Annotated in this window: 11 protein-coding genes and 2 tRNA genes; 1 reads left to right on the plus strand and 12 read right to left on the minus strand. The window is 47.2% G+C overall.

The window, feature by feature from the left end:
• Nucleotides 1-347 precede the first annotated feature (347 nt).
• The 10 genes from G464_RS0101795 to G464_RS0101840 all read right to left on the minus strand — a co-directional run bounded on the left by G464_RS0101795 (nt 348) and on the right by G464_RS0101840 (nt 8210).
• A tRNA-Ala gene (locus tag G464_RS0101795) sits at nt 348-420 on the minus strand.
• A gap of 67 nt (nt 421-487) precedes the next feature.
• Nucleotides 488-1237: a histidine phosphatase family protein gene (locus G464_RS0101800; RefSeq protein ID WP_022856496.1), complete on the minus strand. Its 750-nt coding sequence runs from the start codon at nt 1235-1237 to the stop codon at nt 488-490.
• Nucleotides 1238-1247: 10 nt separating this feature from the next.
• A complete protein-coding gene (rsfS, locus tag G464_RS0101805; protein WP_022856497.1) occupies nt 1248-1637 on the minus strand; it encodes a ribosome silencing factor in 390 nt (129 codons plus the stop codon).
• 15 nt (nt 1638-1652) lie between these two features.
• Nucleotides 1653-3053, minus strand: a complete 1401-nt coding sequence (gene glmU / locus G464_RS0101810; protein WP_022856498.1) for a bifunctional UDP-N-acetylglucosamine diphosphorylase/glucosamine-1-phosphate N-acetyltransferase GlmU — start codon at nt 3051-3053, stop codon at nt 1653-1655.
• A 12-nt stretch (nt 3054-3065) separates the two neighbouring features.
• Nucleotides 3066-3869, minus strand: coding sequence for an HAD-IIA family hydrolase (locus G464_RS0101815; RefSeq protein WP_022856499.1), 804 nt, complete (start codon nt 3867-3869; stop codon nt 3066-3068).
• A gap of 77 nt (nt 3870-3946) precedes the next feature.
• Nucleotides 3947-4017 (minus strand) — tRNA-Gln (locus G464_RS0101820).
• A 202-nt stretch (nt 4018-4219) separates the two neighbouring features.
• The gene (locus G464_RS0101825; protein ID WP_021618037.1) at nt 4220-5233 is read right to left on the minus strand and encodes a ribose-phosphate diphosphokinase; all 1014 of its coding nucleotides are present in this window, start codon (nt 5231-5233) and stop codon (nt 4220-4222) included.
• A 248-nt stretch (nt 5234-5481) separates the two neighbouring features.
• Nucleotides 5482-6168, minus strand: coding sequence for a nicotinate-nucleotide adenylyltransferase (gene nadD / locus G464_RS0101830; RefSeq protein ID WP_375712269.1), 687 nt, complete (start codon nt 6166-6168; stop codon nt 5482-5484).
• 84 nt (nt 6169-6252) lie between these two features.
• Entirely contained in the window at nt 6253-6792 is a 540-nt protein-coding gene (locus G464_RS08515) for a hypothetical protein (RefSeq protein WP_080651123.1), read from the minus strand.
• 32 nt (nt 6793-6824) lie between these two features.
• Nucleotides 6825-8210: a glutamate-5-semialdehyde dehydrogenase gene (locus G464_RS0101840; RefSeq protein ID WP_022856502.1), complete on the minus strand. Its 1386-nt coding sequence runs from the start codon at nt 8208-8210 to the stop codon at nt 6825-6827.
• A 231-nt stretch (nt 8211-8441) separates the two neighbouring features.
• Here G464_RS0101840 and thrC point away from each other — a divergent pair, with 231 nt between their 5' ends.
• Nucleotides 8442-9965 carry a threonine synthase gene (thrC, locus tag G464_RS0101845; RefSeq protein WP_208853774.1) on the plus strand — a complete coding sequence of 508 codons (1524 nt, stop codon included), beginning with the start codon at nt 8442-8444 and terminating at the stop codon, nt 9963-9965.
• A gap of 736 nt (nt 9966-10701) precedes the next feature.
• On the opposite strand, the gene recN is transcribed toward thrC, so the two are convergent.
• The gene (gene recN, locus G464_RS0101850; RefSeq protein WP_021618032.1) at nt 10702-12405 is read right to left on the minus strand and encodes a DNA repair protein RecN; all 1704 of its coding nucleotides are present in this window, start codon (nt 12403-12405) and stop codon (nt 10702-10704) included.
• Complete coding sequence (locus G464_RS0101855) at nt 12405-13319, minus strand: NAD kinase (RefSeq protein ID WP_021618031.1); 915 nt, start codon at nt 13317-13319, stop codon at nt 12405-12407. The genes recN and G464_RS0101855 overlap by 1 nt, the downstream gene beginning before the upstream one ends.
• Nucleotides 13320-13359: the final 40 nt, after the last annotated feature.

Genomic DNA, 13359 nt, shown 5'->3' on the forward strand with positions numbered 1-13359 from the left:
AGACCCAGTAGACGTATCCTGTTTCTTGTCTTTATCTGTCTGTTCAGTCGTTACCGCCGACGTATCCGACTCAGCAGAGACAGCCACAGCAGTACCCAACGGAGCAAACATAGCCACCGCAAGCACCGCAGATATAATCATCCTACGGATTTTCATCTTCCTCTCCTCCTCTATACCTCGTAGAGAAAATACATTCCGCGTAGAACCAGTTTCTCTTAAAGCTAGTCCACACAGACCTAGCTTTAGGTTATCAAAACGAACAAGACAAAACTCTAGAAATTCTCATGACGTCGAGAAAAAAGAAACATCGCTTCCCCTTTATTTCAAGGGAAAGCGCTGTTATTTTGTGGAGCTAACGGGATTCGAACCCGTGACCCCCTGCATGCCATGCAGATGCGCTACCAGCTGCGCCATAGCCCCAAAGCCTTTTACACTATACACAAAGGTGCGAAAAAGTGCAACCAACCTGTGTCATGCAAGCAAAAGCCTAAATCTGCGGATTATTCCAATCCCCGCGATAAGCAGCGACCGGACCATGCGCGTAATCAATCAAACGGTAGCGTTCGCTACCATCAGGCATATCGAAAAGCATCAGACGCGTCCAAAAACCGTTAGACATGCTCACGAGATCCGCGAAATCATCGTGAAAATCGCTCCACCCCATCAGCGTGTTCACGGTCTGGTTAATCCACGCGCCATGCGAAAACACAAAAAGCTCAGTATCGGAATCAACGCGATGCGCCCACTCGTTTACTGCTTGCGCGCCACGAGCACCCACAACATCTTTAGGCTCTGCCCCATGGTTGAGCTCACCATTTCCAAAGTTGCGCCAGCTTTCGAAATCTTGCGGCCAACGCTCCTTCATCTCAGAAACAGGCATGCCCTCAAGCTCGCCAAAATTGCGCTCCTGCACACGCTCATCAACATGCACATCCAAACCGAGCGTATCGGCAAAAGCGTGCGCAGTTTCCTGAGCGCGACCCAACGTGGAGGCCACAACTAACTGTTTGCGCTCTGGCTGAGAATCAACGTAGAGAGAACGCAAATCTTCTGCAGTGCGCGCAACCTGCCAGCGACCAATCTCGTCAAGAGGAATATCAATCTGACCTTGCAAGCGGTGCTCAGCGTTATACTGCGTGCGGCCGTGACGAACAAGCGTCACAAAGCGTGCGTGATGTGCAAAACCCTGCGAGCTAGCCGTAATATCGTTCAGCGCGGATTCTTTTGCAGACGTCATAAAACTCGCTCTACTCTGCGTCTTCTGTATCCACGTGCTCAGGAAGCTGCAGATCGATGCGTGGGCACTGGCTCCACAAGCGTTCCAAATCGTAGAAGTCACGCGAATCCTGATCCATCACGTGCACCACGATATCACCAAAATCAAGCAGCACCCACTGGCCTTCATCCAAGCCTTCGCGTTCACGAGGGTTAGTACTCAACTGCAGGTGCATCTGCTTTTCTACTTCCTCAGCAATAGACAGCACGTGGCGAGGTGAAGAGCCAGTAGCAATCAGAAAAATATCTGTTAAGCCTAAAGTTTCAGATACGTCGAAGGCGACAATATCTGCGCCCTTCATCTCGTCTGCACCAGCGGCAGCAATTCGTGCTGCGTCAATAGATTCTTTAAAAGCTGTCACGTGTTATCCTTTAGTTTATTTTGACGACTTTTCGTCGCGTTCCCACTGTGGTTTCCAATTTTCTACTGTATGTTGAGTATTTTCGGAATACACCATGGCATCTGCTGGCACGTCGTGGCGCACAACCGAACCCGAGCCAGTCGTTACGTTATCGCCCACCGTTACTGGAGCAACAAACATATTGCCCGCACCCACATGCACATGCGCGCCAATCTCAGTATGATGCTTATGCACACCATCGTAGTTCGCGGTAATAGTGCCACCACCAATATTGGTGTGATGCGCCACATGAGCATCGCCCACATAGCTCAAATGTGGAACCTTCGTACCTTCATCAATATGAGCATTCTTCATTTCCACAAAAGCACCCGCCTTCGTATGTGCTGCAAGCTCATTACCTGGACGCAAATACGTCCATGGGCCAATCGTTGCTTCCTCGCCGATATGAGTCTTCTCGATGCGAGAACGCTCAACAGTGGCACCACGCTCAATAGCAGCATTAATCAGCGTTGTATCTGGGCCAATTACTGCATGAGCGGCTACGCGAGTATTACCTTGCAGATAAGAACCTGGCAAAATAACAGCATCAGCTTCTAACTGCACGTCATCCTCAATCCATGTAGTATCCGGATCGAGAATAGATACGCCCTGACGCATCCAATACTCACAAACTTCTTGATTATGCGCTTTCGCTAACTTCGATAATTGCACACGGTCGTTTACGCCTTCAACGCGCAAAGGATTATCAACAGTAACAATACCGACCGTACCCATTTCGCGCGCATACGCTAAGGCATCTGTTAAATAGAACTCTTGCTGAGCATTTGATGACTTGAGCTTTTCGATGGACTGCGCTAAAACTTGAGCATCGAAAGCGTAAACAGAGGTATTAACCTCATGAACAGCAAGCTCTTTCTCAGAACCATCTTTCTGCTCAACGATACGAATGAATCCGCCAGCAGAGTCACGAATAATACGTCCATAACCGAACGGATTATCCAAAACGCAGCTCAAAATAGTAGCAACGTTTTCACTTTTTTCATGTTCGCGCACTAAAGAGGTCAAAGTGTTACCGTCCAGCATTGGCATATCGCCTGCTGTAATAAGGATTGTGCCCTTATCTGCCCCGTTGTCTCGCAACTCGTTCATCGCGCACTGCACGGCGCGACCGGTTCCAGGAAGCTCATCCTGCTGCACGATAACGGCGTTCTGATTATAGGTGAGCGCTGCTTCGGCAACTTTTTGAGCTTGATGGCGCACTACAACAGCAATCGATGATGGTTGGGTAGCTTGAACTGCCAGCATGACGCGCTGTAAGAAAGTTTTTCCTGCTAAAGCATGCAATACTTTCGGCGTGGCTGACTTCATACGAGTGCCTTCACCGGCGGCTAATACGACTGCTGCTGTAATACTCATTCTGTGTGAATCCTACTCTTCTACTTCTTCTACAACGCCAGACTCTGCGATAGGAATAAGATCTGCGATGGAGTTAACCACGTGGCTTGGGCGGAATGGATAATCCTCCACCTGATCCTTCTGTGTTACACCGGTGAGGGTAAGGAAGGTATGCAAACCAGCTTCTACACCTGCAATAACGTCGGTATCCATGCGATCACCAATCATTGCAGTGTTGGCAGAGTGGCCACCTACGCGGTTCAAAGCGGTACGGAACATAATTGGGTTTGGCTTACCAATGAAGTATGGTTCGCGACCTGTTACATTCGTAATCAACGCCGCAACCGCACCTGTGGATGGCAAAATACCCTGGTCGCTTGGACCAGCATTATCTGGATTCGTGCAAATGAAGCGTGCGCCATCCAAGATCAAACGGATAGCAGTCGTAATTGCTTCAAACGAGTAGTTGCGCGTCTCACCCAAAATCACGTAATCCGGGTTGCGATCAGACAAAATGTAGCCTGCCTCATGCAAAGCGGTCGTCAAGCCTGCCTCGCCAATCACATATGCCGAACCGCGAGGAATAGTCTGCGAAACAAACTGTGCGGTTGCTAAAGCGGAAGTCCAAATATTTTCTTCTGGAATTTCAATGCCCGACAACTTCAAACGTGCAGACAAGTCACGAGGAGTATACATAGGATTATTGGTGAGCACCAAGAAATTGCGATCGTTATCGCGCAATGTCTTAATAAAATCGGCTGCACCCGGCAATGCACGTTGTTCGTGAACAAGCACACCATCCATGTCTGTGAGCCATGTATTGATTTGTACAGTCACTGTACACGACCTTTCTATTGTTATTTATATAAAAAAGCCGACGTCGCAGACCACGCTGGACGCCGGCTTCCCAGCAGCTCCCCCACCTGGATTCGAACCAAGACTAAGGGTTCCAAAGACCCGTGTGCTGCCATTACACCATGGGGGAATATCCACTAGAGAACTGTACCACAGGATAGAAACTTCTGTAACACACATGTCGAAATTCTCGTGGAAGTATTTAATTTTAGCGGTTTTTAAGCGTTTTAGCGCGTTAAAACGGTTTCGAGGTTGCGCTGTGAGCATGAAGCGTGTTGCACAATCTCTAAAGCACAAACGCTACGCACAACCTCTCTAGCCGTCATACGTCTTTAGCCGAACTGGAACTGACCCTGGTGATGTGTTGGATAATTATTAAACACATTCGCCATAGAGGTATCTTCGAATACCGCTCGAATACCAGAAGCCAAAAGTGGCGCAATACTTAAAACAGTTAAGCCATCCCAACGCTTTTCCTGAGGAACAGGAACAGTATTAGTAATAACTACTTCACGTGCACCGCAGTTCTTCAAACGCTCTACAGCAGGATCAGAAAGCACACCGTGTGTTGCCACAACAGTTACAGACTTTGCTCCTGCGTTCATAATCACATGGCAAGCTTCAGCAATAGTGCCGCCAGTATCAATCAAATCGTCTACAAGCACGCAATCCTTGCCTTCAACCTCACCCACTACGCGGTTAGCCACAGCATGATTTGGACGAGTAATATCGCGAGTCTTGTGCACGAAGGACAATGGTGCGCCACCCAGGCGCTGTGCCCACTGCTCAGCTACCTTAATACGACCTGCATCTGGAGAGACCACAGCAACATTAGATAAATCGAGGCAGTCGCGCACATAATCAACCAGAACAGGCATGGCCTGAAGATGATCTACAGGACCATCGAAGAAACCCTGAGACTGTGCTGCATGCAAATCCACAGACATAATGCGATCTGCACCTGCTGTGTGCAAAAGATCGAAAACGAGACGTGAAGAAATAGGTTCACGACCCTGATGCTTCTTATCCTGACGAGAATAAGGCATCAATGGGCATACTGCAGTAATGGAATTTGCAGAAGCACGCTTAAGAGCATCAATCATAATAAGATGCTCCATAATAAACTTGTTCGTTGGTTGTGTTGCAGTTTGCAGAACGAAAACATCTGCGCCACGAACAGATTGCGTATAGCGAATATACATTTCACCATTGGCAAAGTCGTATTGCGTAGTTTCGAGAACATCAACACCAAGTTCTTCTGCTACATCTTTGGCCAATTTAGGGTGGGAACGACCCGTTACCAAAATGAGATTCTTATCAGGCTTGCCTTCGAGGACTGCGCTCACAGTAACTCCAACCAATTGATGGACAACATTGCTTTTATGGTAACCGCCAATATTGACACTTGAGAGTACTCGAGTTTTGCGTTGAAAACACGATGAAAATGGGTGAACACAAGCTCAGATGAACACGTTAAGAACACGTTAGGAACACGTGGAGAAGTATGCGTTCCTCTAGGGCGGCAAGACTGTATAAGCTCGTTATATCTGCTCTTAGAACGCTCGTAAGTTTTAGCGCTCTCCTGCGTAATCTCCTAAACGCTCTCCTGCGCTTGAGATAAATACAAACCGTGTTTCGTAATATATTGCACCACGCCATCTGGTACCAAATACCACACTGGCTCTCCACGGCTAGACCGACGGCGAATATCTGTAGAAGAAATAGCCAAAGCAGGAATTTCAATCACGTCCACAACACCATCGGGAACATTTAAACTATTCGTATCCATAGCGTATCCAGGGCGCGTTACTCCTACGAAATGTGCCAAAGACCACATGTCGTCAGCATCTTTCCACTTCATAATTTCTGCCAATGCGTCCGCACCAGTAATAAAGAAAAGCTCAGCATCAGGACGCATAGTTCGAATATCGCGCAAAGTATCAATGGTATAGGTAATACCTGGACGATCAATATCTACACGCGAAACAGTAAAGCTAGGGTTAGATGCCGTGGCAATAACCGTCATCAGGTAACGATCTTCTGGGTTAGTTACCACTTTATTTTGTTTGAAAACAGGACGCCCTGTTGGAACGAAAATAACTTCATCTAAATCGTATACCCACGCAACCTCTGAAGCAGCAACCAAGTGACCGTTATGAATAGGATCAAAAGTGCCACCCATAATGCCCACACGAGGATGTTCATGGATACGTCCGCGCTTTGACCTCTTTTTAAGAGCTAAGCGAGACGGATCATTTAATCGAGACGTAATTTGAGACATAGATCGCATGTCTGCAGTATCCACCGTATGAACTTTTTCAGTCTTTTCGGTCGTAGATGTCATAGAGAGGATAATCCTTATATATTATTTCTTTTCAGTGCCGTTAGTAGCGTCTGTTTCAGCTTGATTATTGCTGTTTTCGCTGCTGTTCGCGTTATCAGCAGCCTCTTCGTCCGCGCGTAACTGCTCTTCTTCATCCCACTGACGTTGCACATAACGGCGGATTTCTGCGTACGTTGGCAACAGGAAGTCTGGTTGATACGCTTTGCGTACACGCGCAACGTATTCGCTGATATGAATAAGTGTATCCGCCATACGCGCTGCATCACCGTTAAGTTCTGCTTCGCGGAAAACGACGATGCGCTTTTCCAGCTCCATAACCAGTTCTGCTACGTTCTCTATATTCTGAGCATCTTGCACATCGTTTGCATCATTATCTGGCCAGCCAATGAGCACTGCATCGGAATATTCCAAAGCACTACGCTCCTCTACCCCAGCAATACCATCTTCAATAGCTACAACGAAAACGTAACGCACAGTACTTAAACGTTCAGAAGCTACACGCAGCAGGGTGCGAGGGTTCTCCTGCTCAGCCACAATAAGAATATCCGCGCTCGCTAGCATATCGTTTGCCTGAGTTTTCTCGTTCAGAGTCATTATGCACGCACCTGTCCTGTGCCGTAACCTACCCAATGAGTAGTTGTTAATTCTTTCAATCCCATTGGGCCGCGCACATGCATTTTCTGCGTGGAAATCCCCAATTCGGCGCCGAATCCAAACATTCCTCCATCGGTAAAGCGCGTGGAGGCATTGACCATAATCACAGCAGAATTTACAGTGCGTGTAAACTGCTCAATAATAGAATAATCTTCGCTCATAATAGCTTCAGTATGTCCGGTCGAATGAGCGTTAATATGCGCCACAGCTTCCTGCACACTATCGACCACGTGAATGCCGAGTATATAGTCTAAGTACTCTGTATCCCAATCTTCATCGGTGGCATGCTGTGCTTCATAGCCGGCAGCAGTTAAAATCTCAAAGGCACGTTGGTCTGCACGCAAACTCACATTAAACTCTTTCAAAACCTGGGCGGCGGCAGGTAAGAAATCAGCGGCTACGTCAGCATGCACAAGAAGTTTTTCAGCAGCATTGCACACGCCCACTCGCTGCGTTTTAGCATTGACCAAAATAGGCAATGCCTTAGCAAAATCAGCACTGGAATCTATATAAATATGCACATTGCCAGCGCCCGTTTCAATCACAGGAACAGTAGCGTTATTCGACACATATTGAATCAGACCAGTACTACCGCGAGGCACCAGCAAATCCACATAGCCACGCGCCTTCATAAGATCCTGAGCGCCTTCACGACCATAAGAATCTACAGAACTGACAGCATCTGCACTAATTCCCTGTTCTTCCAACACTTCTTGCACAATGGCAATAGTGGCAGCATTCGTACGCTCTGCCGCATGACCGCCACGCACAATAACAGCATTGCCTGACTTAAGACACAAGCCAATCACGTCCACTGTTACATTTGGACGAGCCTCATAAATCATACCCACAACACCCATAGGTACGCGCGACTGCACTAAACGCATACCGTTTTCCATAGTTATGCCATGCACAACCTCGCCCACAGGATCCGGCAAAGCAATAACTGTGCGCAAACCTTCCACACTGGCATGCACACGCTGAGCATTAAAGAGCAGACGATCGAGCAAACCTTCGCTCATGCCCTCTGCTCGAGCCGCTTGCATATCTAAGGCGTTTGCCTGCTCAATACGCTCGGCTTGGGCATCTAATGCATCACACACTGCTGCCAGCACTGTGTTTTTCTGATGTGTGGTCATGGTGTCGAGGGCGCGTTGCGCTTTTCGGGCGCGGGTTGCCAGGTCTTGGACGGCGCGCTGGGTTTGGTCTGCGGCAGTTTGGGTTTGGGCGTTCCCAGCTACAAGATTTTCGTCGGTTCCGCTCGAGCTAAAGTCAGCGCGAGAACCAGCCTGCGAGTCAGCTGCAGATTCAAAAGTGTCAGTCATAGTCTCATTGTATGCAATGGCTGGCACATTGAGGGCAGTACTCACGGTAAAATTGAGACATTATTCTTATAATTCTTCTAAGAGCTCATTCAAGTGGCAATATTAAGAAGACTAAGGGAAAATGACGAGATTAAAAGTAATCGACTAGATTAAAAGTAATCGCGTGAACGACCGAGAATAAACGTAGACACATAGTCACGTAGACACATAGACACTTAGAGTGAAAGGCAAATCGTGGAACTTTTTCACAGCACTCGCAGCACAGCTATTCAGGTGACCGCTAAGCAGGCCATTCGTCAAGGTATTGCCGATGACGGTGGTTTATTCGTTAACGATTCCTTAGGATCTACTCGTGTCGATGTAGAGTCTCTTCCTGGAAAAAGCTATCAGGAGATTGCTTTAGAAGTTTTAAACGCTTTGCTTCCTGATTTTACGCGCGAGGAACTGCTCTCCTGCATTGAAGGTGCATATGGCTCAAACTTTAAGGACGAAGATATTACTCCTTTGAAGTCTCTGGGCATGGACTACGTGCTTGAGCTTTTCCACGGTCCAACTTCCGCTTTTAAAGATGTTGCTTTACAGATTTTGCCTCGTTTTATGGCTCATACCACGGGTTCGCTGGCTGATGCACAGTCTCAGGAAGAGGCACAGGAGCAAGCTAATCGTGTGCTGATTTTGACTGCCACGAGTGGTGACACGGGCAAAGCTGCATTGGAAGGCTTTGCGGATGTTGATTCCACTGGCATTGTGGTCTTTTATCCGGCAGGTCAGGTTAGCGAAGTTCAGCGTTTGCAGATGGTTACTCAGACCGGCTCTAATGTGGGTGTGGTTGCTGTGCGCGGTAACTTTGACGATGCGCAAAGTGGAGTGAAGACTATTTTCGGCGATGCACAGCTTGCTACTGAGTTAGCAGAAACCGCTGGTACCCGCTTGTCGAGCGCGAACTCGATTAATGTTGGTCGCTTGGTTCCTCAGGTTGTGTATTACTTTACCGCTTATGCTCAGCTGCTCTTTACTCAGGAAATTAACTTTGGAGACGGGGTTGATTTTATTGTACCTACGGGCAATTTTGGCGATATTTTGGCGGGTTATTACGCTAAGCGATTGGGCTTGCCTGTTGGCAAGTTAGTCGTGGCCAGCGATAAGAACAACGTTTTGTATGACTTTTTGACGACGGGCGTATACGACCGTAACCGTGATTTCTTCACGACAATTTCTCCAAGTATGGATATTTTGATTTCTTCTAATTTGGAGCGCATGCTTTACTACTTCAGCGATGGAGATACCGAGTTAATTTCTCGTTTGATGAATGATTTGGCTACAACAGGTCGTTATGAAGTTCCTGCTGATATTATGACGAAGATTCGTGAGGTCTTTGACTGCGGTTGGGCAGATGAAGATCAAGTACGCACTGCTATTGCTGAATGCTGGCAAGATAATGAGTATGTGATCGATCCTCATACTGCTTGCGCTTACCATGTGCTTGGCACAACTGAGGGTACTCCAACTGCTCCTCGCGTTATTTTGTCTACTGCTAGCCCATATAAGTTCCCACGTGCGGTACTCGAAGCATTAGGACAAGATACTCCAGACAGCGATTTTGCTTGCATGGATGCCCTTCGCGATTTCAGCGGCATGCCTATTCCAGAGAATTTGCGTTCTTTGGAAGGTCAGTCTCCACGTTTTACCGACGAGATTGATGTTAGCGATATGCCTGAGTATGTGAAGACTATGGCAGCTCGTTTCGCAGCATAAACTTCTAACGCCACCATAATTGAGGATGACAGTCTACTTTGAACTGTCATCCTCAATTATTATCTCGGAAAACTCTTCAGTGATTCATGGGATTTTTAGCGGCTCTTCAGTTTTTAGCGGGGTTGAGCAGAAGATGTTGTTTAGTAGGTTCCATTTGATTCCTCCGGCTGTCAAGTGTTAAGACATTGCCCCGATGCGAATGTGGTTATTTTTATGAGTAAAATCGATACGCGCAACCGATATGCCACTTTTGACGCCATTTTTCCGCGTCAAAACTGGCATAACAGATGTATGAATCGGTTAAGCAGAATGCGTCAGAGCAATAGCTCTCCGAATTGAACGCAGTGTGAAGCCTGATTGTGCAAAACAGCTGCTAATCACACACCTGCAACCTAAAACCCCGCTAAAATCCCAGGAGCCTTTTTACTGGCTGAAAGACGTGTCATGTACTCATTGCTGTTGTATCTATTACAGCTGAACTTAAATGTAGCAGATACAGTAATCTCAAGCCAAAAATAGAGCTGGTAAAAGCTTTACCATTTACATCAAAACATAACTGCACTCAATACAGCAAAAACATGCAGACCTTAACACAACAGATCTCGCGTATTCAAAAAATCAAAGAACCATTTTAATGAGTGCATGGCTGAGTATGAGGTATAAACTACTCAATACGCTGTGCTCTCATTTCAGGTCAGATTCGTTACGAACGCTTGAATCCAATCCTACACAAGCCCTACAAAGTGCTCTGCTCTAATAGTTCTTGCGCGTGCTCTAGAGATGTATTGGATTGAGATCCTGCAAGCATACGAGCAATCTCACGAACACGGTCATCTCCTGTAACCGCCGTAACTGTTGTAGAAGCCGAATCACTCGTTTTCTCTTTTTCTACAACAAACTGTTGATCTGCCCATGCAGCAACCTGCGGTAAATGGGTAACCACAATAATCTGCGCTCCCTGAGCCAGAACAGCTAAACGCTGTCCTAACTGTGCAGCAGCAACACCGCCCACGCCAGCATCAATCTCATCAAAAATCAGTGTCGGCACAGTACCAGCAGCTCGGCTATCGCGAGCGTCATGCTTTTTCTCAAAAGCAGCTAATTCTAACGCCAACATTAAACGGCTCAGCTCACCACCAGACGCGCTTTTGCCCACAGGAAGAGCTGGTGAACCAGGGAAAGGAATAAACTCAAAAACAATATTATCTGCACCATATGCGTCAATATCGTTGCGTGCGCTCACGCTAATCTGAAGAACCGAACCTTCCATAGCTAAGGAAGTCAGTTCGCTCGTCACGGTTCGCGATAATTCTTCAGCAGCTTGGGTTCGAGTTTGTGTAAGCACAGCCGCTTTTTTCACGCTGACCGTGTAGGCTTCTTTCAGTTCCTCTTCTAGCTGAGCAATTTTCTCTGGAGAAGCATCTAAATCTTCAAGCTCGAACTGCGCTTTTTCTTTCCACTCCAAGACATGCGCAATATCTGGTCCCCATCTTTTCAGAAGCTCATCAATATCGTGAATACGCTCATTGATTGCATCGAGTTCAGCAGGATTCAAATCCTCGGTATCGCTACGAGATAAAGTAAAAACGATATCCTGAAGTTCATCCGAAGCATTTTCCAAACGCTCACTCAACTCTGCTGCTTGATCAATATGGTCAAGACTCTGTAAGGCGTGCGTTGCACGAGCAATCAGATCGAGAACCGACTGTCCGCTGGCATCGTCTCCAGAACCTTCTAAAGCCTGCAAAGCAGTACCATAAGCAGCAATAATTTCAGCAGAATGTTCAATAACATCGCGACGAGCTTTAAGTTCTTCATCCTCCCCTACCTGCGGATGAACTTCCTCTATGCGCGCTATAGATTCGCGTAAATAATCGATACGAGCAATGGACTGCGTCTGCTCGTTATGCACACGCTCCAGTTTGCTCTTTAACTCGGTATAGGCGCGAAAAGCTTGACTATATTCCTCACGTTGCTCGATATTATCTGCATAAGTGTCGAGAAAGTCACGCTGTTTTGAGGTGCTAGCAATTTTGAGCTGTTCGGATTGTCCGTGGATAGTAACCAATTGCTCGCTAATATCCGATAGAACGGTTCGCGGCACGCTATGACCGTTGAGAACAGCTCGAGACCGTCCAGTGCACGGTACTGTGCGGTTAATAAAAAGCTGATTATCAACGCAGTCGCTTCCTGCAGATTGCGCTTGCTCTTCGACCTCGTTATTTCCAGTAACATCAAAAATAGCTTGAACCCAAGCGCGGTCTGCATCAGGACGGACACGTGAAGCTTGAGCAGGAGCGCCAGAAATAAGCTCCACAGCATTGAGAAGCATAGATTTACCTGCGCCAGTTTCACCCGTAATGGCGTTCATTCCCGGGTGCACATCAATATGAGCGCTGGTTATTGGACCTAATGAGTGAATTTCAAGTTCTTCGAGCACTACTTCGTGTACCCCTTCTTTTCCAAAGATGTTTCACGCCATCCTTTAACGGGTAAGTCAAATTTACGTACCAAACGGTCAGTAAATAAAGTGCCGCTTAAATGCGCTAAACGCAACACACTTGAAGACTGACGAATACGCACATGCGCGCCGCGCGGAACCACGCATTGGCGGCGACCATCGCAGCAAATCCATCCCTCGCAACTAGATGATTCAAGTACTCGAATATCGAAGGTGGAGGTCGATCCAATAATCAAAGGATGCGTAAACAGAGCATGCGCGGCAATAGGTGTTAATTCTAAAGCTTGAACATCTGGCCAAATAACCGGGCCGCCAGCAGAGAAAGCATAAGCAGTTGAACCTGTTGGTGTTGAAACAATCACGCCATCGCAACCGAAGGAACTTGTAGCAACATCATCAACACTAATGCCCACTTCTACCATGCGCGCGCGATCTTCATGCTCTAAAATCATGTCGTTCAAAGCCCAATCGCATAAAATCTCTTCGCGACCTGGCAAATAGAGTTCTACGGCTGCAATCATACGCTCTTCGATGGTGTAATCACGCTGCGCAATTTTTTCCATAGCAGTTGCCAGCTCGAAACTTTCAAACTCAGCTAAGAAACCCACATGACCAGTATTAATACCCACAATCGGAACATGTGTGCCTTTCACCAGTTCAGCTGCGCGCAAAATCGTACCGTCACCGCCAAGAACCACTACTATTTCCACATCATCGCTGACTGGAGTGGCATGATTACCAAAGTACTGTGTATCAGGAATATCGTCACGAACAATAACTGAAAAACCTAAATGTTGTAGCTGATTAATCGCTGTATTTACCGTAGCATCATTGCGTAGAGCTGCATGAGTAACCACCACTGCTGTGTGCTGTTGACCTGCTTCCTTGCTCATAGCTACCTCCTGATTGTCACGTGCGATTCACTATTCTAGC

The sequence above is a fragment of the Alloscardovia omnicolens DSM 21503 genome, assembly GCF_000420505.1.
Classification (GTDB): Bacteria; Actinomycetota; Actinomycetes; order Actinomycetales; family Bifidobacteriaceae; genus Alloscardovia; species Alloscardovia omnicolens.

Bases quoted from the DNA above. Each gene is read 5' to 3' on its own strand.
- G464_RS0101855 (WP_021618031.1), bottom strand. From the start codon at position 13,319: ATGAGCAAGGAAGCAGGTCAACAGCACACAGCAGTGGTGGTTACTCAT.
- G464_RS0101800 (WP_022856496.1), bottom strand. From the start codon at position 1,237: ATGACGTCTGCAAAAGAATCCGCGCTGAACGATATTACGGCTAGCTCG.
- G464_RS08515 (WP_080651123.1), bottom strand. From the start codon at position 6,792: ATGCTAGCGAGCGCGGATATTCTTATTGTGGCTGAGCAGGAGAACCCT.
- glmU (WP_022856498.1), bottom strand. From the start codon at position 3,053: ATGAGTATTACAGCAGCAGTCGTATTAGCCGCCGGTGAAGGCACTCGT.
- nadD (WP_375712269.1), bottom strand. From the start codon at position 6,168: ATGTCTCAAATTACGTCTCGATTAAATGATCCGTCTCGCTTAGCTCTT.
- G464_RS0101840 (WP_022856502.1), bottom strand. From the start codon at position 8,210: ATGACTGACACTTTTGAATCTGCAGCTGACTCGCAGGCTGGTTCTCGC.